This is a genomic window from Ruegeria sp. G2 (assembly GCF_056533505.1).
Genome location: NZ_JBQFON010000001.1, coordinates 128494 through 154704, shown reverse-complemented (window position 1 = coordinate 154704; position 26211 = coordinate 128494). Strand labels below are relative to the sequence as shown.

The 26211-nt window shown below is 54.4% G+C and carries 25 protein-coding genes, 1 tRNA gene and 1 pseudogene; 13 read left to right on the top strand and 14 right to left on the bottom strand.

The window, feature by feature from the left end:
- The first annotated feature begins 24 nt into the window (after positions 1–24).
- Together ACR0DU_RS00730 and ACR0DU_RS00725 are read left to right on the top strand one after the other, a co-directional pair.
- The gene (locus ACR0DU_RS00730) at positions 25–759 is read left to right on the top strand and encodes a hypothetical protein (RefSeq protein ID WP_480871929.1); all 735 of its coding nucleotides are present in this window, start codon (positions 25–27) and stop codon (positions 757–759) included.
- 338 nt (positions 760–1097) lie between these two features.
- Positions 1098–1379 carry a hypothetical protein gene (locus tag ACR0DU_RS00725; RefSeq protein ID WP_010439073.1) on the top strand — a complete coding sequence of 94 codons (282 nt, stop codon included), beginning with the start codon at positions 1098–1100 and terminating at the stop codon, positions 1377–1379.
- A 59-nt stretch (positions 1380–1438) separates the two neighbouring features.
- On the opposite strand, the gene ACR0DU_RS00720 is transcribed toward ACR0DU_RS00725, so the two are convergent.
- The gene (locus ACR0DU_RS00720) at positions 1439–2209 is read right to left on the bottom strand and encodes an alpha/beta hydrolase (protein WP_480871928.1); all 771 of its coding nucleotides are present in this window, start codon (positions 2207–2209) and stop codon (positions 1439–1441) included.
- A gap of 33 nt (positions 2210–2242) precedes the next feature.
- Here ACR0DU_RS00720 and ACR0DU_RS00715 point away from each other — a divergent pair, with 33 nt between their 5' ends.
- Positions 2243–2422, top strand: coding sequence for a hypothetical protein (locus ACR0DU_RS00715; protein WP_480871926.1), 180 nt, complete (start codon positions 2243–2245; stop codon positions 2420–2422).
- 122 nt (positions 2423–2544) lie between these two features.
- Here ACR0DU_RS00715 and ACR0DU_RS00710 read toward each other — a convergent pair whose 3' ends face one another.
- The 4 genes from ACR0DU_RS00710 to ACR0DU_RS00695 are packed head-to-tail and all read right to left on the bottom strand — an operon-like array spanning position 2545 to position 6319.
- The gene (locus tag ACR0DU_RS00710) at positions 2545–3579 is read right to left on the bottom strand and encodes a TRAP transporter substrate-binding protein (protein WP_010439065.1); all 1035 of its coding nucleotides are present in this window, start codon (positions 3577–3579) and stop codon (positions 2545–2547) included.
- Between the two features lie 51 nt (positions 3580–3630).
- On the bottom strand, positions 3631–4950 hold the full coding sequence (locus tag ACR0DU_RS00705; protein WP_480871924.1) for a TRAP transporter large permease: 1320 nt from the start codon (positions 4948–4950) through the stop codon (positions 3631–3633).
- The gene (locus ACR0DU_RS00700; RefSeq protein WP_170779191.1) at positions 4947–5528 is read right to left on the bottom strand and encodes a TRAP transporter small permease subunit; all 582 of its coding nucleotides are present in this window, start codon (positions 5526–5528) and stop codon (positions 4947–4949) included. The genes ACR0DU_RS00705 and ACR0DU_RS00700 overlap by 4 nt, the downstream gene beginning before the upstream one ends.
- Entirely contained in the window at positions 5525–6319 is a 795-nt protein-coding gene (locus tag ACR0DU_RS00695; protein ID WP_480871922.1) for an N-formylglutamate amidohydrolase, read from the bottom strand. Before ACR0DU_RS00695 ends, ACR0DU_RS00700 begins: the two co-directional genes overlap by 4 nt.
- A gap of 123 nt (positions 6320–6442) precedes the next feature.
- Here ACR0DU_RS00695 and ACR0DU_RS00690 point away from each other — a divergent pair, with 123 nt between their 5' ends.
- Both ACR0DU_RS00690 and ACR0DU_RS00685 read left to right on the top strand, forming a co-directional pair.
- Positions 6443–7312 carry a MurR/RpiR family transcriptional regulator gene (locus tag ACR0DU_RS00690; RefSeq protein ID WP_170779195.1) on the top strand — a complete coding sequence of 290 codons (870 nt, stop codon included), beginning with the start codon at positions 6443–6445 and terminating at the stop codon, positions 7310–7312.
- Between the two features lie 81 nt (positions 7313–7393).
- Positions 7394–8149 (top strand): annotated as a pseudogene (locus ACR0DU_RS00685) (hypothetical protein); the annotation flags it as partial.
- Between the two features lie 7 nt (positions 8150–8156).
- Here the strand turns inward: ACR0DU_RS00685 and ACR0DU_RS00680 are convergent.
- Positions 8157–8831, bottom strand: a complete 675-nt coding sequence (locus ACR0DU_RS00680; protein ID WP_480454571.1) for a TIGR04283 family arsenosugar biosynthesis glycosyltransferase — start codon at positions 8829–8831, stop codon at positions 8157–8159.
- A 73-nt stretch (positions 8832–8904) separates the two neighbouring features.
- Here ACR0DU_RS00680 and ygfZ point away from each other — a divergent pair, with 73 nt between their 5' ends.
- Positions 8905–9642 carry a CAF17-like 4Fe-4S cluster assembly/insertion protein YgfZ gene (ygfZ, locus tag ACR0DU_RS00675; protein WP_480871920.1) on the top strand — a complete coding sequence of 246 codons (738 nt, stop codon included), beginning with the start codon at positions 8905–8907 and terminating at the stop codon, positions 9640–9642.
- Positions 9643–9732: 90 nt separating this feature from the next.
- Complete coding sequence (locus ACR0DU_RS00670; protein WP_010439045.1) at positions 9733–10686, top strand: ABC transporter transmembrane domain-containing protein; 954 nt, start codon at positions 9733–9735, stop codon at positions 10684–10686.
- A 34-nt stretch (positions 10687–10720) separates the two neighbouring features.
- Here ACR0DU_RS00670 and efp read toward each other — a convergent pair whose 3' ends face one another.
- On the bottom strand, positions 10721–11284 hold the full coding sequence (efp, locus tag ACR0DU_RS00665) for an elongation factor P (protein ID WP_010439041.1): 564 nt from the start codon (positions 11282–11284) through the stop codon (positions 10721–10723).
- 219 nt (positions 11285–11503) lie between these two features.
- On the opposite strand from efp, the gene ACR0DU_RS00660 reads away from it, so the two are divergent.
- On the top strand, positions 11504–11824 hold the full coding sequence (locus ACR0DU_RS00660; protein WP_008757056.1) for a DUF6280 family protein: 321 nt from the start codon (positions 11504–11506) through the stop codon (positions 11822–11824).
- 64 nt (positions 11825–11888) lie between these two features.
- On the opposite strand, the gene ACR0DU_RS00655 is transcribed toward ACR0DU_RS00660, so the two are convergent.
- Positions 11889–12458: a cobalamin biosynthesis protein CobQ gene (locus ACR0DU_RS00655; protein ID WP_170779199.1), complete on the bottom strand. Its 570-nt coding sequence runs from the start codon at positions 12456–12458 to the stop codon at positions 11889–11891.
- 60 nt (positions 12459–12518) lie between these two features.
- On the opposite strand from ACR0DU_RS00655, the gene ACR0DU_RS00650 reads away from it, so the two are divergent.
- The gene (locus ACR0DU_RS00650) at positions 12519–13976 is read left to right on the top strand and encodes a cobyric acid synthase (RefSeq protein WP_480871917.1); all 1458 of its coding nucleotides are present in this window, start codon (positions 12519–12521) and stop codon (positions 13974–13976) included.
- Positions 13977–13979: 3 nt separating this feature from the next.
- On the opposite strand, the gene ACR0DU_RS00645 is transcribed toward ACR0DU_RS00650, so the two are convergent.
- The 3 genes from ACR0DU_RS00645 to ACR0DU_RS00635 all read right to left on the bottom strand — a co-directional run bounded on the left by ACR0DU_RS00645 (position 13980) and on the right by ACR0DU_RS00635 (position 16971).
- Positions 13980–14729 carry a hypothetical protein gene (locus ACR0DU_RS00645; protein ID WP_170779202.1) on the bottom strand — a complete coding sequence of 250 codons (750 nt, stop codon included), beginning with the start codon at positions 14727–14729 and terminating at the stop codon, positions 13980–13982.
- 73 nt (positions 14730–14802) lie between these two features.
- A complete protein-coding gene (locus tag ACR0DU_RS00640; protein WP_170779204.1) occupies positions 14803–16221 on the bottom strand; it encodes a TolC family outer membrane protein in 1419 nt (472 codons plus the stop codon).
- 96 nt (positions 16222–16317) lie between these two features.
- Positions 16318–16971 carry a protein-L-isoaspartate O-methyltransferase family protein gene (locus ACR0DU_RS00635; protein WP_170779206.1) on the bottom strand — a complete coding sequence of 218 codons (654 nt, stop codon included), beginning with the start codon at positions 16969–16971 and terminating at the stop codon, positions 16318–16320.
- Positions 16972–17196: 225 nt separating this feature from the next.
- Here ACR0DU_RS00635 and ACR0DU_RS00630 point away from each other — a divergent pair.
- Positions 17197–17270, top strand: a tRNA-Cys gene (locus ACR0DU_RS00630).
- Positions 17271–17332: 62 nt separating this feature from the next.
- Here the strand turns inward: ACR0DU_RS00630 and ACR0DU_RS00625 are convergent.
- Entirely contained in the window at positions 17333–18409 is a 1077-nt protein-coding gene (locus ACR0DU_RS00625; RefSeq protein WP_480871915.1) for a tyrosine-type recombinase/integrase, read from the bottom strand.
- Positions 18410–18880: 471 nt separating this feature from the next.
- Between ACR0DU_RS00625 and ACR0DU_RS00620 the strand changes: the two genes are divergently transcribed.
- On the top strand, positions 18881–19186 hold the full coding sequence (locus tag ACR0DU_RS00620) for a hypothetical protein (RefSeq protein ID WP_050673817.1): 306 nt from the start codon (positions 18881–18883) through the stop codon (positions 19184–19186).
- A 2-nt stretch (positions 19187–19188) separates the two neighbouring features.
- Here the strand turns inward: ACR0DU_RS00620 and ACR0DU_RS00615 are convergent, their stop codons facing one another.
- A complete protein-coding gene (locus ACR0DU_RS00615) occupies positions 19189–19830 on the bottom strand; it encodes a hypothetical protein (protein ID WP_480871913.1) in 642 nt (213 codons plus the stop codon).
- A 158-nt stretch (positions 19831–19988) separates the two neighbouring features.
- Here ACR0DU_RS00615 and ACR0DU_RS00610 point away from each other — a divergent pair, with 158 nt between their 5' ends.
- A complete protein-coding gene (locus ACR0DU_RS00610) occupies positions 19989–20201 on the top strand; it encodes a helix-turn-helix domain-containing protein (RefSeq protein ID WP_058239030.1) in 213 nt (70 codons plus the stop codon).
- A 2-nt stretch (positions 20202–20203) separates the two neighbouring features.
- Entirely contained in the window at positions 20204–20407 is a 204-nt protein-coding gene (locus tag ACR0DU_RS00605) for a hypothetical protein (RefSeq protein WP_480871912.1), read from the top strand.
- 209 nt (positions 20408–20616) lie between these two features.
- On the opposite strand, the gene ACR0DU_RS00600 is transcribed toward ACR0DU_RS00605, so the two are convergent.
- Complete coding sequence (locus ACR0DU_RS00600; protein WP_480871910.1) at positions 20617–26199, bottom strand: sacsin N-terminal ATP-binding-like domain-containing protein; 5583 nt, start codon at positions 26197–26199, stop codon at positions 20617–20619.
- Between the last annotated feature and the right edge of the window lie 12 nt (positions 26200–26211).

The window sequence follows — 26211 nt, the reverse complement described above, 5'->3', positions numbered from 1 at the left end:
GGAAACAGACTAGATTTAAACGAGTTGGGTGACTTTCTTGCTGGTGTCGTAGGTCCACTGGCCCTTTTCTGGCTGGTTCTTGGTTTCTTTCAGCAGGGCAAAGAACTTCAGAACAGCGTTGCAGCACTAAGACTTCAAACGCGGGAACTAAAAGCTTCTGTTAAACAGCAGTCCGAAATGGCTAAGGCCGCTCAAAAACAGAATACCCTCGAAGAAGAACATGAGCGAGATAGACGCGAGCGAAAGCTATCTGCAGATCGAGCTATGCTAGGTTTCGCTTTGCATGATCTTCACGATATTTTTCTGAAGGCTTCGAGACAGGCAATTTATCCAAAAGCTGACTACAATCTGAATTGGGACAAAATTGTCGATTGTTGTGAAGCGGTCGGGAAATGCGTGGAGAACGCGGACCCTGAAAGCTCCAAAGTGCTGGCCAGTTTAATGGCAAAAGCTCAATACCTAACAGCGAGGCATAAGGAAGTACTAGAAAGTGATCTTCTCCTGTCTTCTGACAGTGATACCGACGACTTTTTTCAAGGCAGTCTGTTGGTATCAAAGTCTGAAATTGCGGTTCAAACGCAAGAATTTGTGCTGTTTTGTGCAGCTGGTTTCAACTACGCCAGATTAAAAGTGGATACTTTTGAAAAGCCAGAAATTAATGACGAAAAATTGGCAGCATCTTTCAGCTTTATGGTTTCCCCTCAAATTGAGGGCCATCGCCTCTGGCCGAAAATTCAAGAACGTTGCGAAAGGTTATAAGCAAGTAAGTGTAGGATGAGTGCTTGCACTCATCGCCAGAAAATTCTGCCATTCGAAGATGGGTGTAAACACCCAACCTACTCAATCACCATCATCGCGCCCGCCCGGTCGGGCAGAACGTATACTCGCATGTAACCTCTCATCATGCATCAGGTGGATAACGCACGACATACAAACACCCCGTAGGCCGGGCTTAAGCCCGGCACCCGCAAACCCCTTGCCTAACCCGTTGATCCCGTTCACACTTACCCTCAATCCGTCATCAAAGAACGACATTTGAGGTTCCGAGCGTCCAAGACCCAATTAGACCAACAACAGATTTCGAACGGGAGGACGACATGAAAACACTAACCCTCGGGCTGGCCCTGACCCTGCTGGCCTCGGCCGCCCCCGCACAGCAGATGCTCAGCACCGCATCGCCCATTCCAGACGGCGCCGAGACGCGGTTCTGCTACTATGACGGCATGGCCTATTCGCCGGATGCGTTCGTCTTGCTGACCGGTGACAATACCGTCACCTCAACCATCAGCACGCGCGAGGAACGGTTGCTGCGGTGTCATCGCAATGACGATGGCTCTCTGGTCTGGAAACCGCAGAGCACGTTTCAAACCAACAACTGACGTAGGATGGGTTTCCAACCCATCAGAGCGGAATGAGGGCGATGGGGTAAAACCCCATCCTACCCAACATTCTGGTCCAGCCAGTCGGCGATCTGTCCGGCTGGGCCTTCCCAGTCCGGTTCCATGAACAGAAAATGCGCGTGGTTCTCGACGGGCAGAAAGGTCGCGCGGTTTCCGTAGAGCTTCGCCAGCGCGCGGCAGGTATTGGGGTTCACGGCCCGGTCCTCGGTGCCTGAGACGATCAGCACCGGGCAGTCGACCTTGTCGATATCCACCTTCATCGCGTGGTGATCGTCGAACATCCAAAAGAACATCTCGAACATCACGCGCCCGCTTTCCGGACCGAGTTGGTCGAAAACCTCATGCTGCTGCGCCTCGGGCATCTTGTTCAGCGCAAAGGGGGCCATCAGATCGAAATCAACGCGCATGGGCTGTTTCCAGAACGCCCCACCCTCCATCAGCGCGCGCGGCACGGCGCGTTCGTCGTCAGTTTCAGGCAAGGTGCCCCAGGCCGCATTTGGGTTGATCAGGACAATGGCGCTGGCCAAACCGCGAGAGGCCACCTGTTGTGCCACTACGCCCGCGATGGCATGGCCTAGCAGCACCGGTTTGCTATCCAACCCTTGTACGAAGTCGGCAATGTCATTGGCGTAATCCAAGACGCTGGTTTCGGTCAGGCCCGGATCGGGTTCGGCGTTAGGGTCGCCGCCATGATACCGCAACGCAGGCGTGTGTACCGACCAGCCACGTGCGCGAAAGAACTCCGCGTAATCCTGCATGCACCACGGCCCGGCAAAAGCTCCGTGGATCAGAACAATCTCTTTTGTCATGAAAAACTCCCTCACCTGTGACCAATATGTGAGGTGAAGGACGAGGTCTGCAAGCCCGTTACTGCACTGCGCTCAAAGGACTGGGGTATTGTCCCCGGTCCGTTGGATGGCATTTGGGTCGATGAAGGCACATTCGACGAAGTCTGGCTGGGGTATTGGAAACGTTCGGATGAATGCGTCTCGCAGGCCCATGTTGGTAGATTGTGTGCCTGACAGAGCGCCGCGCCCGATGTCGCAGGATCAAATAAACTCGTCCAGTTTGATTGATAATTATCAACGAAAATTTTTTGCGCAGTTGCGACCGGCCCGCTCGCTCGCGGACCGGTCGAGTTGGGTCAGCCGTAGCGATAGGGCCGACCGGCCTTTTGCATTTCGGCGTTATATTTCTTGAAGATTTCAACAACCTTGGCCTTGGTCTCGGATTCAGCTGCAATCTCATCCCAGAATTTGACAGCCGCTTCTTCGACCTGCGCCCATTCGGCATCTGGAATTGTGGTCAGTTGCATCTTGGTGCCATTGACGCGAAGGTTGGCTTCACCACCCCAATACCACCACTGGCGATAATAGTGCGACTGATCACAGCAAGCGCGGAACAACGTCTGCAAGTCTTCGGGCAGTTCGTTCCAACGGTCCATATTGGCAAAGAAGTGACCCGCCCAGGCGCCCGATACGTTGTTGGTCAGGAAGTAGTTGGTCACATCGGCCCAACCGACGGTGTAGTCTTCGGTAATGCCTGACCACGCGATGCCGTCCAGCTCTCCGGTTTGCACCGCGACTTCGATGTCTTCCCACGGCAGGGTCACAGGAACCACGCCGAACTGCGACAGGAACCGGCCCGCCGTCGGGAAAGTGAAGATGCGCTTGCCCTTCATATCCTCCAGAGAATTGATCGGATCCTTGGTGGCAAAATGGCAGGGATCCCAGGCGCCGGCGCTGATGTGTTTGACGCCGACCTTAGAATACTCTTCATCCCAGATCTCGTTCAGGCCCCACTGGTTGAACAGAACCGGCACGTCCAGCGAATAGCGCGAGGCAAATGGGAAATAGCCGCCGAAAACAGTGACCTCGGTGGGTGAAGCCATCGAGTCATCATCCGACTGCACCGCATCGATGGTGCCCTTCTGCATGGCGCGGAACAGCTCTCCGGTGGGGACCAGCTGATCGGCATAGAACAGCTCGATCTGCATCCGGTCACCGGCGATCTTGTTGAACATCTCGATGGCTGGATCGATCACATGGGCCGCAAGCGCTGGCCCTGCATAGGTCTGCATTCGCCATGTAATCGTACTTTGCGCAAGCGCCGGTGCGGCCAAAGGTGCAGCCGCAACCCCCACCCCAGCAGTTTTGAGAAACTTACGTCTTGTCGTCATGTCAATTTCCTCTCCGTTAAAGTTCAAGTGCCCGTTTGCCGAGCCTTCTGGTTAATTTCCGTAAACATATCCGGGCAGCCAAAGCGCTATTTCCGGGAAGATCATGATTATCGCGAGCGCCAGAACCATTACGCCCACAAAAGGAAAGATCGAGCGATAGATATCGCGCAGCGTAATCTCGGGCGGGGCCATCGCTCGCATCAGGAACAGATTGTAACCGAACGGCGGCGTCATATAGGCGATCTGGGTCGTGATCGTATAAAGCACGCCATACCAGATCAGATCAAAACCCAATGCCCCCACCAGCGGTACATATAGTGGAGCAACGATGACGAGCATCGCGGTATCATCGAGGAACGTGCCCATGACGATAAAGCTGAGCTGCATCAGGATCAGGATCATCCATGGTGAAAGATTGAGTTGTTCGGTGAACAGATTGTCGATGGCCTTAACCGCACCCAATCCATCAAATACGGCTCCAAATCCCAGCGCGGCCAGAATGATCCACATGAACATGCAGGATATGGCCAGCGTTTGCTTGGTGCAGTCCTCAAAGATTTTCCACGTCATCCGGCGTTTGAGAACCGAGGCCGCTAAAGCCGCCAGCGCCCCGATCGCTGAACTTTCAACAAGCGAGGTCCAGCCATTGACGAAGGGGATCATCATGGACGCGAAGATAATCAGCGGCAGAGCGCCTGCCCCCAACAACCGGATTTTTTCGGCCCGAGGCACTTCGTGCGCGTCCTCCATCGCTGGGCCGAGCTGAGGTTGAATGCGACAGCGTATCCATATGTAGAGGATGAACATTGACGCCATCAGCAGCCCGGGCACAATACCGGCCAACCACAGCTGACCCACAGGTTGCCGCGCGATCATGGCATAGAGCACTAGAACCACGGAAGGCGGCACGAGAATCCCCAGGCTCGATCCGGCTTGAATGACCCCGGTCACCATGGTCTTGTTGTATCCGCGCCGCAAAAGCTCGGGCAAAGCAATTGTCGCCCCAATGGCCATTCCGGCGACACTGAGGCCGTTCATAGCAGAAACCAGAACCATCAGCCCGATTGTACCGATCGCAAGGCCTCCGTTCACCGGCCCCATCCAAACGTGAAACATGCGATAGAGGTCGTCAGCCAGGCGGCTTTCGCTCAGAACATAACCCATGAAGATAAACATCGGCAGCGTGAGCAGCGGATACCACTTCATCAGTTTCATCGCGGCCGAAAAGGGAATATCCTGCCCGCCTGTTCCCCACAGTGCCAGCGCCGCAATCGCCGAAACCGCGCCGATGGCCCCGAAAACGCGCTGGCCTGTAAACAGCATCAGCATCATTGAGGCAAACATGAAAATGGCGATATATTCCTGACTCATGCCCGGCTGACCCCGATTTCCTGCCCGTTGATCCGTGCGATGTCTTTGAAGAGTTCAGAAATTGCTTGCAGCAGCATAAGAAAGAAGCCGAACACCATAATTGCCTTGACCGGCCAGATATAAGGCCTCCATGCAGTCGATGAGCGTTCAAGTCTCCCGATCTCTTCACTGCCGGTCAGAAGACCTGTGAAATAGGAAACCGGTTCATCGCCCCAATAGCCGAGGCTGTAGGCGGTCGAACCAAGTCCACCGTAGAACAGCACGCCAAGATATAGGATCAGTAACAACACCGTGCAGGCGTCGAACCAAGCTTTCCGGCGCGGACTCCAATTGTGATAAAACAGATCCATCCGTACGTTCGAACCCAATTGGATCGAGTACGGACCTCCTATGATGTAGTAAGTCACCATTGCAAACTGCGCCATTTCCAGCGTCCAGAGCGATGGCAGAAAGAACGTTTTCGAGATCGAGGACCACAGCAAAATCCCCATCATCACAAACAGGCCCCACATCATGACCCGTCCGATCCGATAGTTCACCGCATCAATGATGCGCACATATGCGGCCATCATTTTCATTGCCGCGCGCCCTCGCTTTGGATCGCGCTCATCGTGTTTTCGATCCAGTGCACCAGATCATCAGCAATCGATTGTTGTTGCTCGGGCGTCTCGATCAGATCATTGCGAATTTCGATCATGACGTTCAGCAAACCTCTTGGTTTAGCGTGAACATCCAGCGTATGTGCCACGCCGTCGCGGGCTGAGTATGGCTCATTCAGGCGCGTCTTCAGCGGTAGGTCTGCAGGGGCTTTTTCCAGCATTTTCATCGCAAAGCGCTCGTCTTCGCCATGCAATAAGCCCAATTCGACAGTCCGTTTCTGTCCCCGATACACGGGCGTAAAGCTATGAATTGTCACCATCAACTCAAGCGTTTCGCGATGACGATCCAACATTCCTGCAAGTTCCAAACAAAATGGCGTATAGACCTTATCGACTCTGGCCTTGCGATCAGCGTCGGACAGGGAGGCGTTGCCCGGAATGGCGAAATACTCGCTGTTAGCAGGCATCGCATCGTCGGCTTCAGGTGGTCGATTACAATCATAAACAAGCCGCGAAACGCCTCCGTAGATCAATGAAGCAGACATTTGTCGTGCCATAGCCTGCGCGACAGGCAAAGCACCCGGATCCCATGCGATATGGCTGCGCAAAGCATCCGCGTTTAGACCCAAGTCCCTCAATTCTTTGGGAATCCGGCACGATGCATGTTCACAAACCACGATGACCGATGGGCTGTCCGCCGGTTCGCGTGCGTGAACAACTGATCCAAAATCCAGATGCCCGATCGGCGAATGGTTGTTGTGCGATTCCATGGGGAAAAATTTCTACACCCAGCCTTAACCTGTCAATAATTTTCCTGTAAAATATCCCACACAACCGTTTCAGATGTCAAATATTGCACATTAGATGGTGGATAACCAAAGAGGATGTAATCCGTGCGCGTAACTGAAAGACTCCTTGCCCATCGCGAAACGATGACCCCATCGGAGCGGCAATTGGTGAATGTGCTGCTAGATGATTATCCAATGGCAGGTCTTGGCAGCATTACGGAACTTGCAAGCATCGCCTCGGTTTCAACCACGACAGTCGCGCGTATGCTGCAGAAAACCGGATTTGGCGGCTACCCTCAGTTTCAAGCTGCTATCCGCAGCGAAGTGAAAGAGATGATCTCGGGTCCCGTTGCCAAGCGGGATGTCTGGCAAAATGATCTGCCAGAGGAACATATCCTAAACCGCTATTCCCGGCAGGCGCTGGACAACCAACGGCGTTCAATCGATGAGGTGGCTCCGGAAGAGTTCGACAGCTTTTGCCGCCTATTGTGCGATCCGGATCGACGCATTTTCATAACCGGAGGACGCATTACCGGGACGCTGGCGCAGTATCTATATCTGCACCTGCAAATGATACGGCCCGACGTGAAACTGCTATCAGATGCGGCCTCCTGGACCCATGATCTGCTTGAGGTGCGTGAAGGGGACGTGTTGGTGGCCTTGGATGTGCGGCGGTACGAGAACACCACGCTGCTGATCGGACAGCTTTGCCATGAACGAGGCGCCGAGGTCGTGCTGCTGACGGATCAATGGCGTTCGCCGATCCATCGGCTGGCAAAGCACACATTTGCAGCGCGTATCGCGGTTCCGTCTGCGTGGGATTCCATGGCCTCGATCCTGGTACTGTTGGAATGTGTGATCGCCGAAATGCAAGAACGTCTGTGGGACAGCGTGAAAGAACGTACCGAAGAGCTTGAGCAGGCATTCGACAGGACCAAACTGTTCCGCAAATTCGGCCAAAGCTCGGGATCATGACGCCTTTTTCGTGGTGTCATGAGATACAACTGCGCGTGAACACTATTGTCTGAACAACCTCAGACCGTACATTCTGTACACATGACATTTATTGCCGACAATCAACTACCGTTGCTTATTCTTTCGTTTCTGATCGGCCTATTGGGAACGGGCTTCTTATTCCGGAAGCCAGCGGGACATCGAGCCTGGAAACTGGCAGATCTTGTCTGGGTGGTTTTGGGCGGGATCGGCGCATTGGTCGCCGTACTGGCGGGGCTCTATACATCAGACAGTTCACGATTGGATCGGCAAATTGACGTCGCTTATGCTGCGACTCTGGCCTTTGACCGCGACGCAGCACGTTTTCGACTGCGGTTTTGCGACCCGGCATATGATCCCGATACCGCCGTTTTGTGTGAAAAGGTGGAATTCTTGTCTGCCTCGACCGCCAGCAATGCGGATTTACCGCTCTTTATTGCGGTCACAAACGAAGTTGCACCGCTGCAAGGGCTGCATTTTCTGTTTGGCCGGACATCAAAGGACGAGATGGAAGAGGCTCGCGATATGGCCGCTAAGGCCGATGCTTTTGATATCCAGCAGTTTCTGGTGTTCACCTCTCTGGATGAAACCACGCAAGCCGCCGTTGACAACATGCGCCGCAAAGTACCTGCCATCGCAGGCGACTACCTGATCCTCGCCCAGAGCTATGACGATCTGATTGATCAGGTGGGCAAATTGAAGGAAGAATGGGAATATCTGCAGGCCAATGCGCATATTCTGGTCTTACAGATCATCGCCCTATGTCTGGTCAGTTTTGCGGCCCCGTTTCGCCTAGGGAAGTCCATTGTTGAACTGCGCACCGCCTTTATCCCCGATATGCCTTCGCCAACTTCGCCGGATCAGCCCCAAGAAAATAGCGCGCCAATGTCCAGAGATTCCGCGCACCACGCCGAAACCAGCCCTGACGGATATAGCGTTCCGCATTCGTAACCGCATTCGCTTTTAACAGCACCGAGCGCGGCAGGGCGCGAACCAGGGCGACATCTTCCATCAATGGCTGATCCGGATACCCACCCGCCGACAAATAGGTCTGGCGCTGGACCAACAGTCCCTGATCGCCGTAAGGCAACCCGAACAGGCGGCTGCGCAAATTCGCCCAGCCAGCAACCCAGAGTGGGGCCACACCCTTGGCGCGGAACCGCAAACGAAAGGCCGCAGGTTGGCCTGTGTTCAGATGTTCTGCCACCGCTGCGGTCCAGCCCGGTTGCAACTCGGTATCCGCGTGCAAGATCAGTAACCAGTCAGCTTTGGCCTTAGCGCATCCCCTCCGCAATTGCCCGCCGCGTGATGGGGCGCCTGACACGATCCGGGCCCCTGCCTCATCAGCGATCTCTAGCGTGTGATCATCCGAACCAGCATCGCTGACGATCAACTCGCGGATCAGTCCCTGTTGCAGACCTTCCATCAGCGATTGCAGTGTACTTGGCAGCTCCTGCCCTGCATTCAATGTCGGGATTACGATGCTGATTGGGGCGGACACGTCTGATACCCTCTGGTCATGGCGGCGCGTTCTCCTATATCACGAGGCCAGACCAAATGACGAGGATCAACCCATGCCCAATCGCCGCATTCTGCGCCTGACCGGCAAGGATACAGACAGCTTTCTGCAAGGGCTGATCACAAATGACGTACAGCGGTTGAATGAGGGGTTGGTCTACGCTGCCCTGCTGACCCCGCAGGGCAAGTATCTGGCTGATTTCTTTTTGAAACGGGACGGATCATCGGTTCTGCTGGACGTGGCAGAGGATCTGGCCGACGCGCTGAATAAGCGCCTGACGATGTTCAAGCTGCGAGCTGATGTTGCGATCGAAGCAACCGACCTCAATCTGCAGCGCGGCACAGGCCCCGCGCCAGAAGGCGCCCTGCCCGATCCAAGGCATCCCGATCTTGGCTGGCGCGGCTATTCTTCGGCACCGGAAGACGAAGATGGTACAGACTGGGATGCGATCCGCGTACGTCATTGCATTCCAGAGACAAATATCGAACTAACGCCAGACAGCTATATACTTGAAGCCGGTTTCGAAGCCCTGAATGGCCTCGACTTCAAAAAAGGTTGCTATGTTGGTCAGGAAGTCACCGCGCGCATGAAGCACAAAACCGAACTGCGCAAAGGCTTGCGTATTGTTGAAATTAAGGGCGCTGCACCGATCGGATCCGAGATACAGTCTAGTGGGAAGCCCGCCGGAACTTTGTTTACGCAATCCAATGGCAAGGCTATTGCCTATCTGCGCCTTGATCGCGCCCAAGGGGACATGCTGGCGGGCGATGCGATCGTGCGTTTGACCGACTAGCCCCACGGATAGCCACGCGCCACGTTTTCGCTGGAACCCATCGCGCTGCGCGGTAACACTGGCGCCGGAACTGCAAGAGGGATGTAAAAGATGTTCCGGCTTTATCGGGCAATCTGGCGGGCCAGTGCGGGCCGGCAAGTAATACTAATCTTGCTGTCATTGGCAGTTGCAGCGCTAGCCGCAGTTCCGCTGGAATTTCAGCGCGACATCATCAATCACCTGACATCCGCAGATGTCGGGGTTGAGCGATTGTTGACATTGGGCGCTGGCATGATGGCTGTCATTTTGCTGAGCCTTGCGCTGAAATGGGTGCTGGGATACCGGGCGGGCACTTTGGGCGAGGACCTGATCCGCCTGATCCGTCAACGCCTGTTGGTGCGCGCAGCTGATCTCAACCAAACCGGAGAATCCTTTCGCAAGGGAACCATGAGCACTGCCGTCTCTGCCGAGGCTGAAGAGCTTGGTAAATTTGCAGGCGGCGCCTTTTCCGACCCCGTTGTTCAGATCGGAACGTTGATCAGTGTGATTGGCTATATCTCATCCACACAACCCGGTCTGGGTCTGATCGCGTTTTCGATGATCCTTCCACAAATCATCATTGTTCTGGTCTCGCAACGGCGCGTGAACGTCTTTGTCGCCGAACGGGTCCGTATCCTGCGCAATTCAACCGACCGTTTGACGACCGAGGATATCGAGGCTGTATCTACAGATATCGACGCACTGTTTGATGACATTTACGAAACACGCCGTCGCATGTTCATCTGGAAATTGTCTGCCAAATTCTTGCTGAGCGTTATCAACGGTGCCGGGACGGTTGGCATCTTGATGCTTGGCGGATGGCTGGTTTTGCAGGGGCGTACGGACGTCGGCACCGTGGTTGCTGCCACCAGCGGGCTAACACGCATACAAGGTCCAACCGCATTCCTAATCGCATTCTATCGCCAAGTCAGCGCCAATCGCATCAAGTTCGAATTGATGCTTGAACTGTTCGGTCCAGACCCCGAGCGATACCGGCGACCGCGCAACAAAAAAGACCGCACCTAAAGGATGCGGTCTTTCGAATGTGGTTGGAACAAGCTTAGGCGCGTTCAGAATATTCCATGGTTTCCGTATTCACGATGATCATTTCATCCTGACCAATAAACGGCGGAACCATGACCTTAACGCCATTGTCCAAGATTGCAGGTTTGAACGAGTTTGCAGCGGTTTGCCCTTTGACGACCGGTTCGGTCTCAACAATCTTGCAGGTCACCTTTTGCGGCAGCGTCGCATTCAACGCCTCGCTCTCGTAGAATTCGACAACAATGGTCATGCCGTCCTGCAGAAACGGGCGGCGCTCGCCCAGCAATTCCGACGGCAGCTCGATCTGTTCGTATGTCTCAGAATCCATGAACACCAACATGCCATCGGATTCGTACAGGAATTGCTGATCTTTTTGCTCAAGCCGTACGCGCTCAACCTTGTCCGCAGAACGAAAGCGTTCGTTCAGTTTTGAGCCATTACGCAGGTTGCGCAGTTCGACCTGGGCAAAAGCACCGCCTTTACCGGGCTTTACGTGATCCACCTTAACAGCCGCCCACAGCCCATCGTTATGCTCAAGCACATTGCCGGGGCGAATTTCGTTCCCATTTATCTTGGGCATGACTTAAATCCTTCACAAACGGTTGATGCGTCAGTTGTTGTCCCTATATCTGGCGTGACCACACCTGACAAGACAACGAAACCTAGTGCTGCACATGCAGCGAGCCATGCAAATGACGCAACGTAGTTATGCAATTTAGGTGTATCCGAATCGCATGTAATAGGTCATAAGGACCGTCACGCCGAAAATTGCAAGAGCAAGAAAAACAGGAAAAACGAGATGAGAGATTTCGTTGACGGCACTGCCTTCAATAACGAACAAGGCAATCGTGCACGCAAACTTTTCGCAGCCGTTGTACTGGCTGCTCTGGATGATGCCATCGCTGACGACAAGAAATACGGCAATGGGCCAGAACAAATTGCCCGCTGGGCCCGTTCGCGCGATGGTCGCGAAGTACTGTCCTGCGCCGGTATCGACCCCAATGAGCGGGTTGTTGGTGGATTGATGGAATTCGTCGGTCGCGGCGTCCGGACTTCGGTGGCTCTGTCACGCGAAGAAAGCGAACGCAGGAATGCGGCTCAGCAGGCCGAAGCGGCCTGATTGAACCCCGCATCCGATTGAAAAAACGCGCCCTGACGACGGGGCGCGTTTTTCATTGACCAGGCTAAAAGTACATTATCCATTGCCTTGCAACCCAGAGCTCGGCTGCAAGAAAAACAGCAAAAAAGAGCTTAGCCCCTATCGAAAGGCCGCGTTGCCACAGCACCGCATAGGCCGCCAAACACACCGCCATGGATATGGGCGCGATCCAAATGGCGTGATGCGTACTGTCCCAATAGCTGATGGGGCTGTCGAAGACCCAAGAATTGAGCGGCCAGAATTGTGGCCGACCATCTCCTGCGTGCAAAAAGAAATCCATCACCAAGTGCAGCAGCCCTGCGGACGCACCTATGGTCAATAGGTGCCAACCTCGCCACAGCCCTAGGCCAAGCGCGGTTCCCCACACAAAGAACGAGTTGTCGACGGCGAACACCGTTTGCCAGGCTGGCGAAAAGTAAAGCTGGTCGAATACAACCTGTGCCGGGATGTTCAGAATATACAGCGAGGCACTTGCCATCACATACAACGACAAGTCCGGCAACACCGATCCAAGTAACGCTGCACATAATGCGGCTCCTTGGGCTGGGCGTGCAAAAGCGGCGGCGCCGATCAAAAGATGCGCAGGTGTGTTCATAGGGGGCTTTTCCTTTGCCCTTAAATCAGGTCATCTGCGCGTCAACATAGGAGACAGGCCATGGCGCGGTCCATCATGATTCAAGGCACCGGCAGCAATGTCGGAAAATCGGTTTTGGTGGCCGGACTGGCACGCGCATATACCCGACGCGGGCTGAGGGTTGCGCCGTTCAAACCACAGAACATGTCGAACAACGCCGCTGTCACCGAAAACGGCGGAGAAATCGGGCGCGCGCAAGCCCTGCAGGCGCGGGCGGCGAAACGGCCGACGCATACCGACATGAACCCGATCCTGTTGAAGCCAGAAACCGACACAGGCGCGCAAATCATCCTTCAGGGCCGGCGCGCAGGCACATTGAAAGCGGGCGACTACCGCAAAGATAAATCCAAGCTTCTGGGTGCAGCTTTGGAAAGCTTCGGCCGGTTGTGCAGCGACGCCGATTTGGTGCTGATCGAGGGCGCGGGCAGCCCGGCTGAGACCAATTTGCGCAAGGGTGATATTGCCAATATGGGATTTGCGTGTGTCGCTGACGTTCCGGTTGTTCTGGTCGGCGATATCCATCGTGGCGGAGTGATCGCCCAAATCGTTGGAACACAGGCAGTCCTGGACGCAAGGGATCTCGAGATGATCCGAGGCTTTGCCATAAATCGGTTCAAAGGCGACGTGTCCCTATTTGATGAAGGTCGCGATGACATCGCGGCCCGGACCGGTTGGCCCTGTGTTGGCGTAGTGCCCTGGTTTCACGATGCATGGAAGCTGCCCGCCGAGGATATGATGGATATTCGTTCTCATGCCGGAGGCGCGTGCAAGATCATTGTGCCTCAGCTAGAGCGGATGGCCAATTTCGATGATCTTGACCCGCTGTCGGCAGAACCCGGTGTGACGGTCGAGATCATTCCTGCCGGCCGCCCCCTGCCCGGCGATGCCGATCTGGTGTTGCTGCCCGGCAGCAAATCCACGATTGGCGATCTGGCCTATTTTCGGGCGCAAGGCTGGGACATAGACCTCTATGCCCATGTCCGTCGGGGAGGACACGTTCTGGGCCTTTGCGGCGGATATCAGATGCTGGGAAAAACCATCGCGGATCCGGATGGCGTAGACGGTCGCCCAGGTCACGTCGAAGGTTTGGGGCTGCTGGATGTCACCACCACTATGGCCGGTGAAAAGCAGGTTACATTGCGATCAGCGGCCGCCCTACCCGGTAAGGAACCTGTCAGCGGTTATGAAATCCATATGGGTAGGACCGAAGGTCCGGATTGCGCCCGCGCGTGGCTGCAGGTGGGGGGGAGGCCAGAAGGTGCCGCCAGCGCCAATGGACGCGTACGCGGCAGTTATTTGCACGGGATTTTCACATCAGACGCGTTTCGCGCCAGCTATCTGTCCGGATTGGGCGTTGTATCAGAAAACGCCTATGAAGACGGCGTCGAACAGGTTCTGGACGACCTTGCCGACCATCTTGAGCGGCACATGGATTTGGACCTGTTTCTCTCGATGGCGCAGACACCAAATCGGGGCTGAGGATTAGTCTCGATCCCCAGCGGCCAATGCGCGCACAATTTCGCGCCGAACCATCTTGCGCAGGTTCTTGGTAATCCGCTCGCCCAATGCGCCTTGCAGCTCTTCTCGGACGATCTGCGCAACAAGCTCGCGCAACTGCTGCTCCTCAAACACTGCACCAGTGGGCTTTGGTGTCGGATCCGCTTTTACCGAAGGATCGCGTATGAACACGGCCTCTGTTTTGGACTCTGTGTCGGGCTGTGCGACCTTAGACTGCGCAAATCCCTTGTCCACTGGCCACTCGACAGCCTTTGTCTTGGTACCAGAGTAATCATCGTCGCTTTCACCATCCGGTTCCCACTGATCTTCAGTCCGGGCGATCGCGGCTTCCAAGGCTTCGATTTTTGCGCTCAAACTCCCCGCAAGATCACGCTTTGGTTCTTCGGTGCTGACCTCCGCATCTTTCGCGGGCACAAATTCGTTGGACTGCAAACGCATCGGTTCATCTGGGTTGTCAGGCGTATTCGCGGCCTGTCTTTCTGCCTCATCGCCCGCGTTGCTATGAGGCATCAACTTCAGAGGTGCCCGCTTCTTGGCAATCAGCGGTTCCTCGCTGACGCGCAGGGCGTCGGTCAAAACCAACCGCCCAGGCTTGGACGCCGGGGGCGAAGGGACAAAGATAAATTCCGATTCGCCACTGGCGTCTTCGTCGACCATTCGTTTAACCGACGAGAGAACGTCCTGAATATTGGCGTTTACAACACGATCCGACATATTTTTCTACCGCTCTAACCTTGGTTCGATTGTAGCTAATCAAAACCATCGCCACAACAGGTAGCGATACTGTTTAATCCCGGCGCAATGCCTTGAGCACCCGATCCAAATCGCGGCTTTGCTTGCTAACCTGCGATGGCGCCTTTTTGACGAGGTTGTAATACAAGGTCGGGTCATAAATCTGCACCGCCAAGCCTAAGCGCTCTGCCGTCAACAAACCCTGTGCCTGTAGCAACTCATACGCAGCACGAGACCGCTCAGTCCGAGACGCAACTTCAGCCAATTGAGCGTCCAACAAATCCTGCTGCGCGTTCAGAACATCCAAAGTTGTACGCGCACCTAGCGTCGCTTCTTCGCGGATACCGTCAAAGGCAACTTGCGAGGCGCGAACACGCTCGGTCGAAGCCCGCAAGCTGGCCGTAGCGGCCTGAAATGCCGCATAGCGATCCGCAACTCCTTGAGTGATGTTTTTCTGTACATTCAGCAAATTCGCGCGAGACGCGTCACGTGTCGCCATCGCCCGACGCACTGCAGCCGCCAGACCACCGCCAGCATAGATCGGCTGATTGAAATTCAACGAGATTGTTGCATCGTTGATGTAGTCGTCGTTGTCATAGCTCTCGGTGATACCTGCATCAGCATTCAAGCTGACATTCGGTCCAAGATTGGCTCGCTGTTGCTGTACGATCAGATCCAGCGCGCGAACCTGATGCTGCGCCGAAAGGATAGCCGGGTGGTTACGTTGCGCCAGATTGACAGCATCGGATTCTGAACGCGGCAGATTTGGCAACCTCGGCTGGCCAGCCGTCCTTCCGGGCGTTTTGCCAACTGCATTCACGTATTCAGCCTGCGCAATGCTCAGGTTACCACGGGCAACGGCCAAATCCGCTTGCGAACTGGCCAACTGTGCCTCGGACAGCGCAACGTCTGTACGTGTCACTTCACCAACCTCGAAACGGTCTTGCGAGGCACGGAGTTCCTCGGCTGACACTTCCACGTTGTTTTGGCGGATCGCGACAGTTTCTTCCTGCAGTAAAACACCTAAATAAGCATTCGCTGCACGAATTAGGATTTGCTGTTCGATATCGATCAAAGACTGACGTGTAGAAAGAACGGTTTCCTGCGCCGATTGCTTGCCCAGAACCGAAGCGCCGCCGTCATAGATCAACTGGCTAAGCGTAAGGCCCGAGAAAAAACTGGAGGGTTCGGTCGTGTTGATTAGGCTGCTCGTACTGGTCCGCGTGTAGTCGCGGCTAACACGCACAGTCCAGTTGATGATGGGACGTAATGCAGACAGCGCAATTGCGACGTCTTCATCCGCTGCCCGCAGCAATGCACGGTTCTGTTCGAGCAGACCGCTGGTATTATACGCACCGATAAACGCATCTGTCAGATTGTCAGCCCAAACTGACCGTCCGGGTATTGCACTAAACGCTATACCAGCAGCCAAAGTGAGACCTTTGAGCAGCTTTCCTGTCGTCGTCCCGCGCATTACCAAATCCTCTCAAATCGAAATTACGCAACCACCGGAGCAGTTTGCGCCGGTGTTTTCAAGTAATCAAGGCATCAAAAATACTTCTATTGCCAACTATAGCGAAAATGCACACTCAGCGCAAAACGCGGGCAAAACCGGAGCGCTGGCATTAAACGCATAGCGCCACGAAATCCGGCCTGCAGCCTTAATACCTACCCGCACAGTCCCAAGACTGCCCTCCATGAACAGGCAAACGATCCGTCCACCATCCTTGAGCTGATCCAGCAGCGTGGCGGGCAACTGCTCAACACCGCCCTGAACCAAGATTACATCATAAGGGCCATGCTCAACGGCACCCATTTCGAGAGGGCCTGTGTGAACAATTGCATTATCTGCATCAGCTTCCATCAGAAGTGTCTGCGCTTCTGCCGCCAAATCGTCTTCGGATTCCACAGCCACGACTAACTCAGCCATTCGCGCCACAATCGCAGTCGAATAGCCCAATCCAGGTGCAATATCCAAAACCACTTCATCGTTGGAAATATTCACTGCATCCAACATCTTGGCCAAAGTTCTGGGCTCCAGCAGGCAACGCCCGCCTCCCAATTCAATCAGATCGCCGACATAGGCTGCCTCGCGCTGCGAATCCGGCACGAAATTTTCACGTGCCACTGACAGCATCGCATCAATGATCGGGAATTTTGTCACATCCGAGGGCCTGACTTGAGTATCAACCATCGTAAGACGCCGGGCTGCGAAATCTGTCATTTGATCGCTCAATCCTTGTCATTCTGCTTATTGGCTTGTGCCACATCCGCCTGCCAGCAGCAACGGCTCAGACGGCAAATTCGGGCGCGGCAAAATGATCTTATCAGAGCGCTTCGCAATTTAGTACAAGAGCAGAAACAATCGCACTCAAAGCTCTGGACGTTCACTCAGAAAGCTGTTAGAACGCCGACCACACCACAGCAAGTATCTGATATTGCTTGAAAAGGCGAGTTGGCGGAGTGGTGACGCAGCGGATTGCAAATCCGTGTACACCGGTTCGATTCCGGTACTCGCCTCCATTTAATAACAATCACTTACATCACTCCTTGCCGTGTTTGAGGCCCCGCGTTTACAGGGGCGTTTACATTTTTGTGTCTTGAGACAGTGATTTTGCTCGATTGAGCTTGCGCAGAACCGCATCGCTTTCGTCCGGACTAACCTGCGCATAATGCTCGATTACCTGCGCCGCGTAGCGAACCGACCACCCCATCAGCACCGCAATCTGGCGCAAAGACAGATCGGCATTCAGCAATCTTGTCGCCGCCGTCCCGCGCGTATCAGACAAAGTCTTCTCTCGGCCGTCGATCCAAGGGGGGATCTGAGCTTCGCGCCGCCACTTGGTGATCTGGTTCGATGCCCAACGGGCCGTCAAAGGCCTGCCAAGCTCTGACACCAGCAACACCTCTTGGCCTTCCGGCGTCTCTGCAATCAATTTCTCAAGTGCCGATGTGGCAGGGATATATGCAATTTGGCCACGCTTACTGGTCCGAAAACGAAGGCGTTTGCCGTGCGGAGTGTCTTCGAATTGGTCCATTTTGACCTGAACCAAATCAGCCGCTCGCAAACCGGTTTCGCATCCGGCGGTCAGGATCCTTTGGACCCACTTGGGAGCATGTTTGTTGAACTGGGCGATATCGCCGCTCGTCCAGATGATTTCTGTGCGGTTCGATTGGTAGAGCTTCTTGAGCTTGTGGCAGTGATGCTCTTTCAACTTCCCCTCTTCCACCGCCCAATTGAGGACGCGCGTCGCATGGGTGCCCGCCATATCGTGCTGCTTGGGCGAATGAAGCCACTTCTTGCGCCAATTGTTAACCTCGCCTCTTGAGGCGCGCTCTTCGAACATCGCGACAGGATCGGCACCGAATTCTTCGCGAAACAGCTCCAGCCACTTGCGGATATCAGCCTTAGAACGCTCAGCCTTGGGCAGTGACGCGCTGGACAGAAAATCGTCGACCAAGTGAGTCGTCAGGTATTCAGCCGGGCTCACGGGCGTACCGCACTGTGAAAACGCATGGAAGAATTCGGGTTCTTTGGGGCTTGGGTCCGTCCCTTCCCAGAATTTGGGGCCGCCTCGCCAAGCATAGAAATGGTAGCGCACACCGGACACAACCTTGCGTCGGACACGGTGGACGCCCTTGGGAAGGTTACTTCTGGGCACGGCGTGCTCTCCGCTGTGCAACGAGACTCGGTTGCGAAGTGGCTTCGCGTTCTGCCGCGCCGATGCCCTGAACAGCATCCAATCGCGCGCGAATGAGTTTCGGGTCATACCACCCGCGCCGCCCTGGCACCGGAGCGATACCCGTCCTACGGCAGAAGTCATAGAAGGACGCGCTCGGCTCGTTGTAGCCGAAGAGAAGCGCGAGCTCTGGGGTTGGAATCAGCTGAATATGGCTTGGGCTCATTTCTCAGCCCTCTCACCCACGGCTTCTTGCCGCGACATGGCGGCCCGCAAACAAGACACCACCTGAGCGCCCTGTGAGCGTAAGTTCCGCACAGCCTCCTCTTCGAGCCAGGCTTTCACGTCCGCTGGAAGGTTAAGTTTGAACTGGGTTGTCTTCATATTTACACCTCAACAAAAGGACATAAAATGTCCATATCATTGAGGACAAATATTGTCCATCATGCAATCATGAAAGAAGAAGCCTTGGTCCAATTCAAACTCTTGCTTCCTGCCGCGCTCAAGAAGCGTCTGGAAACGCATGCCACACTGAACCGGCGCAGCCTGTCTCAGGAAATCGTCGTCGCCCTTGAGGAGAAGTATCCGGCCGCAGAACCGGATGCGACATCCGATCCAGCGGCCCGTATGCTGTTCTGGCTCGCCAAACGCATCCGTCGAAGAAACCCAAAGCCTGGGACGCCAAGGGACAAACAAGCCGCGCTATATGAGCGCATTGCGGGCGATATCGCGGAACGCATGAAAGACATCGGCGAATAGCCTTAGTAGGCTACCCACTCATATCCGTGGTTGCCTTCGTGATCTTCCCATTCCACACCGACACCTCGTCGCCAATTCGATGATGAGCAGCGCCGTGAAGGCAGAACCCACTGCGGGGCGGCCGCTGGAGTCGTGCGTTGCCAGCCGAATTCGCCCTGCGTGCCGTAGGTCCCGAGGCGCATGTAATAACTCTCAGAGCAATCATCGTCGCGACCGCGCTCGCGATGGCTGTAGTACCGCACATCCCAGACGCGGATGGAGCGCACAAAATCGAATTCCAGACCACTGATGTCGATATCGGCACTGCCTTCAGCCACCTGAGACTGAATAACTTGGGCGAGTGTCTGACCATTGTGGTTGCTGGCCTCCCAGATCTTCGGGGCCGTGCTTTGCAAAGGCGCACGCTCAGAAACACCCATCGGACAACGCCAGATTTGCAACGGCGGCTCAATCGGCCAGGGCGTGATCCGGCGGATAAACACTGCTCGGGCGTGGGCACATTCTGCTGACGCGGGCCAACCACCGGCCAGGCAAAGCAGAATGGCGCAATCGACCTGATAGGCCCTTGCCGCCTGCGGGGCCACGGTTGAAAGCAAAGCCAAAGCAACTCCGGCAGTCCAATTCCTGATAAGTTTGCACCGCATATCAATAAATGCCCTTTGACTACATTACTATATTATCGATACACTAACTCCAACCTCAACTTTCACACCATATGCGAGCATAGTGTTTATGATAATCGCGTGCGCTTTGTGGAATATATTCCGTAGAGCGGTTCTTGTGATCTGGCCGAATAGAGGCCATGAAATTACGGGAACGAGTAGGGTTAAATGTCCGGAATCTAAGAAGTTCCAGAGGATTGAGCCAAGAACAACTAGCTTTGGCTGCAAACATAGATCGCAGCTATATCAGCGAGATCGAACTCGCCAAAAATTCAGCATCAATCGATGTTCTGGAGCGGATCGCGGATGCTCTCGAGGTCGATCCCAAGGAATTGTTTAACGAGAGGGGCTAGTTTTGCCCGAACTTGAGAGTGTTCGCACAACAGCCGAAGCCATCGGTCGCATTACGTGTATCAAGACTGGCGAAGAAATAGGGCTGCTGTATCAGTGGGATAACGGCGATAGCCAGGCAGCGCTTTATGAGCCGTATAAGAAAAACCCAACTGGTACGCCAAACATGTCTGAGCAAGATACAAACCGTGATCCTGACAGAAGCTAACGTCAAGAACGGGACTGTCGGCTGTTTCGTCAGGCACGAATAGCCAGGAGCTGCGGAAAAGCTGCCGCTGGTCGAGATGTGGATACCCAGAAGAGGAAATTCAGGGGGGCAACGGCGTTGGAACTTTGGTGGAGGGGACGGGACCCACGTCTAACCTCCTCTGGGCCTACGAAGAACATCGGCCAAAGACAAGTGTCATTGGCGCGTAGTTATTTCCTTTCAAAACCGTATCTTATCCCCTCACCACGAAGCTCAAAAACACGTGCGCCTTCGTCGGTCATAGGATTGGGAAGCATTTCTATTTTTGTCTGGGCTGGTTTTGCAACATGACTGACATATGCGATCTTGTATTGAACGCCACTGCGCGCACGAGCAGCCAATCGTGCTGCCCTCACCTCAGTTTCCCCGATTTCAAAAGACTGAGGGTCATCCACACTGGCTTTGACCTCAATCTGCCAGGTCTGGTTCCTGTAAGTGACCTCAAAATCATAACCGAGCCCATCGTTCCCATCGCGACCAGTGATCAAGGCTCCGTTCTCCGAAAGCCATGCGGAGTCGATATCCTGTTTGTTTAGGATACGCTTCAGCCAATGGTATACAATCATCTCGCCCAATCGACCGATCAGTTCAGTCTTCTCCTCAGGGACACGAGGTCGCCGCAGCTTTTTCTTTCCACTGTTCCGTTCGCGTCCAGTCTTGGGCGTATCGTTATCGTGCTGAACCTTTTCCAAGTCAGCAGACGAGCTCAAAGCGCTTCCTAGCACCTCCGCTGAAAGCGACTGCTGTAGTTCATCTGACAGAGCAAAAAGATCGACCTCCGTCGGATCAATCAGTTTCCCATTGAATTCAACTAGGCGCGCCTCGCGCTTGCGCTCTTCTTTCGCTTCCCGAGCCTTCACGCTCTCGTCCTTAACATCATCCTCGGACAGCTTGAGCTCGTTGAGGTCAAGTGAATGGTGCATACCGGCAGGCCAAAGGTCCAAGATCTGAAGCCACTTTGCCGCCGAAGTGTCATCAAGCATGCGAAAATCCAACACGCCGATACTATCCAGTCGTTTGCGAAGATCATCGACTCCGTCTTTCTCGATCAAAGCGTCAGGGCGCCTCTCTGGTTGGAATTTTGCGCACCAAGCTCGAAGAATTGGCAGCGCTCTCCGAATGAAGTCAGAAAGGAATTTCCGATTATGGTCACGGACCTGTACCAGGGTTGAAGGCGTCGTAAACTGATCGCCCAGCGGCGGCGCACCTTGAAGGTCGAGCCACGCGTTCACCAATACTTCCATCTCCGAGTTTGGAGGCTCTTTGAACCGAAGAAGCCAAGCCGGATCTGGTTTCAGTGTGCGAATAGCATCTCTGGTCACTGCGTAGCCATCCGCGGGCTGCATCAAATTCAGCTTTTCTGCGCAAGCCGAAATAAGGCACTCAGTGATTTCGATCTCACGCTCCCGTAAGAAATTCTCAAGACACCAGGCATGTTGCTCGGGATATGTCTCGGGTTCCAAGCCAACAGCAGTTAGGCTCTTATTGAATTCAGCGAAATCAAGACCAAGGCCTTCTCGGAAATCTCCCGGACCCAACGCAGTGCGACAGACTTGCAACAGTTCGCCGACATCGATGGAGGTCTGCAGAAGCAATTTCGTCAGTGTGGCCCGCAGCAGCCCTTCGTCCTTGAATGTATGGTCGAACTCTCTATCAAACGCATCGACCACAGAATGGCCCGCAACATGGTAGAGAACGGCACGTATCCAAGGCGCCTGACGTTCAAGGCCAGCATTCAGCGTAGTAGTTGCAGCCGTCGTCGAAGAGGCGGAAAGCTGCAGAAGTTCGGCCATGCGTCCGACATCTATTCCGGGATATGCTTGCGTATCAGCAAGCGGAATGTCGCGGCTGATGTGAGCTAAGAGCAACCTGAGATGTGGAGCGAGAGCACGCTGTCCCAGAGCCTCACAGATCGCAGGGATACACCGATCGACGAGCTCCCAGTTCCACTCTTCACCACTCCCCACTAAAACAACGGACTGCCCATTTTCAGCAGTCAGACTAAAGGCCTGAGAGGCTATCTGCTCCGGCGAGATGCCGATACCGTCGACAACGAAGCCTAACGTAGATGCTTTTGCGAGACTTATTCGTTCAAGTTTCGCCAGAAGTTCAGAACGGTCGGATGGAAGGCGTTGTGCATCGGTACCGATGAGGGCTTCTATCGCGACTGCCAGCATAGGCCGAAAGATAGGGCAAACCTCGAGGATTGGGGTCTTCTTCGCGTCATCGATAGAATTTCCATCAGCACGAAGCGTGTAATCGACACGGGACATGCGCCTGATACGCGCACCATAGAACGCCTCGAAGAGCTCTCCAGTTCGTTCCGGCTCGCTCTCCTTCAATTGAAAGAATGCTTGCCCACTGGCGGCTAGGAGACCCGCATCGCTTTCCCTTTCGGTGTCGCAGATATATACGATTTCGCCCTGATCTTCGTCCTCGTCAAACATGTTCACAGATACTCTACTGTTCTGTTTTTGAACTAAGATCTCCACAGGAACTACGGTTTCGCGCGGATCTTCCGTGCCGTCTTCTACGAGCGCGAGGAACTGCCTCCATGTTCGAATATAAAGGTTAAGCAATCGTGGTCTGAAATGATCGTCAACTCCCTCACTACTGAAATGCTCTGCGAGAAAAGCAAGTTGATCAGCCAAAGTGTCAGGGTCGCCGAGAATGCGAAGACCCGCTCGTTCCCGTAATTTCTGGAAGAGGTCATTCCCTGATCGCTCGAGTATTCGCCTGACCTCTCGAACTGGTCTCGGAAGGTATGACAGAAATCGTTCGCCGTCGGCATCGTTCAACCAGACATCAGATGGCGTAGAAGCCACTTGGCCAAGGTCAGAGTGCCCGAAATCCTCTACTGGCAACCAGTTCGACGAGCGTAGGAACGCCGTAAGCGGCGTGGGCCAGTTTCGGCGATCCGCCCAACGCGAAAAGTGATGGTGAACTTCAAGCTCCCACGCTAGCTCCGGTGTTTTCGCCAACCAATCAAGGATCAGTCGGGCGTACAGTGTCTTGCACGCAGGAGAAAAGGAATCCACATCAGCTTGCCCAGGCAGCCAGTGAATTTCGCCATCGATCACGTATTCTGTGGTAGATGGAAGATTGAGGAGAGACGGATCCGAAGACCTGATACTCTCCTGCCAAACTTCGCCGAATGCTTGCGGCATCCCATAGTCTTCAACAAATGAAAAGCTACTGATCTCGTTTGCTCGAAAACGGTTTTTCTTCGATGATTTTCGCTCGAGTCTAATGCCACTTTCAACCCCGAGTTCGGTCAAAAACTCCACCCAATCCTCGATCTGCTTGTTCCGAAAAGCTAGATGATCGGGTGCTGCCAGTCGGCGAGAGGACAAAGCATTCAGGTCAGGAATATTCGGCGGAGCGGCATCAAGGAAATTCTGGAGCAGCCCCCCCGAGGTTCGGCTGGGCCATCCTTCCGAGAACACAGCTTCTATTGCCTCGATGTATCGACCGTCAAGTGTCGGCACCCGAAACCGGTGTTGAGGTTGCAATCGAAAAGATCGATTGGCTGCGCGGGGCTGGCGCCACAAATGAAACGCCCAACGCAAGCCGCCCTTAAGAACTTCTTTGTTGCGCTCATTTCGCAGTGTCCGAGAAAGATGCGCGAGTATTGCTTCGCGATCAAACTCCTCCACGAGTTTGTGCTTTTCGAGATAAGCACGTGTCCCGGACAGTTCCCGATGCCAAGGATAAGCGCTCGACAAGAAACCGAAACGCTCAGAAAGTTTCTTTGGCGGATCGATTTCTAGGTCTTCATCCGTATCTGACCTGCGCGGGTCGGGAGGAGAAAATATTGCAGTCTCAAGTTTGCGACGCCTGCGCGACGGTCGCGAACTCCGTTCTGCTTCGGGTGGTGGCGACATGGCAGCGTGAAGTTGCCCGTCGTCTCCAATCAGCACAGAAAGCCCCGCTAAGAGATTTCCGTCACTCCCCATGAAATCTGGAATCTGTAAGAAATACTCCTGCCAACTGGCCTTGGCTGTTCGGCTATTTTTGTGGAGACTTTTGGCCACGGTTTCAACAAACCGCGCACGTTCTTCTCCACCGGGCTCTCCAGCGTAGCCTTCAGCATGGTTTGAGAGATAGTGGTCCAAGCGATCTCGCCGGGATGCTATCGAGTGCCAGATCGGCCAAACACCAAGAGCCGCCGCGAAGTACGCCGCCTCATTGGCGGAGAACGTACCGCTATTGTCCGGCCACAAACGCGAGAGTTTCGGCGGCTTCCATGTCAAGACAAGGCCATGGGGCCCCGATTCCGAACACGGGACAATTGGAGCGTCATCAAACTCCTCACATCCAAAGACTTCTGCCACTTTGAGCGCAACAACTTCCGCCAGATTTTCGTCGGCCTCCAGACTTCCAACCTTCTCCCAGCACATGAAGTCTGCAACAGCTGCGGAGCGTTCATCATCTGTAAGCCAGTTTGAGATCATACCAGCCGGGTCCATGACGATCTGATATACCGCCTCGGATACTAGGCCTGTCGCTTCCTCCAATAAAACCGCGTTCAACCGATTTCGTGCGTTCAGGTGTTTTCGGTTCGACGAAGGGAAGAAACTGCCGTGCAGATATCCTTGAAAAGGAGCTTCGGCCTGCTCGCCCATCGGCAGATATGTGTAAAGCCGCGATGTTTCGACCGGCGCATCGAGCCGGGCCGCAATCGCAACATCACCTGCTCCAGTCCACCTTTCCCAATGCTCGTTTAATTCCTTTTGCGAAATTGCCTCTGAGATGGCTTCCTTCATGACACGCTCTGCAACGGCACGGCGCGCGACGAGTAACGTCCCCGCGGCTCCAAGATTCACTCGCGAAAGGGCAATGTCCCCAATCTCTTTTGTCTCTTCTGAGCGTGTGAACACGAACTCTGTTTCAGTTTCTCCGTCCACGCCCAAAATCCGAAACTTCAATGATTGGACACGATCCAGAAAAAGGAGCATCGGAACCTGCTGAGCACGAAGTTGCTCGATTTCTCGCCTAACTGTGTCCTGAGCAGCCGCATTGCGGAGCGGCAGCTCGATGAGAGTTGAGAAATTGTCGCCAGCGTAAGCGCGAACTGCGTCGTTTTGCTTATCCTGCCATACTGGAATATGAAAGATTGGCAGGTCTCGTGTCGCTAGTTCACGATGCCGCAGATCATCGATAAGTGTCCGGTAATCCGCCGCGCCGGCAAAGCGAAAACAAAAACCAGAAAAACTGTCTTGTCTCGGAGCGTCAGTTTGCTGGGAATAGATTCTCGGCGTGTCTGTGATCTGTACGACACTCCGAAAGCCAAGGCCCTTGTTTCCGATCGACTCACCCAATGGCTTCCGAGAGAGGCCGATGTTGCAAAGATCCTTCACATTCTCTGAGGTGAAAGCCCGGCCAGTGTTAGCCACGAAGAGCGTCCCTTCAACCTCATAACGCAAATCAAGCGTTATCTCGATTCGACCGTCCCGCGTCTGTATCGGATGAGCATCGTAGGCGTTTTGAATTAGTTCGATCAAAAAGCGGTCACGATAGTCCGAAGCAACGTTGGCGGTTAGGCTTGCATTGCTTTTGTAGACCTCGTCCAAGTACTCACCATTTTCGCCGATGGTTCCCCTAAACCCGCGGATTTTATCGGCCGCTAGCGTCTCGATCATGGATCTGTGGAGAGTCAGCGATGTACCCTCTATTTGGTCTGTAGGCTGCTCAATGGCAGGTGGGTGGTGGGCCATGGTTTCAGACCTCTGTCTGAGCGTGCGTAACTGCATTCAACAATTCGA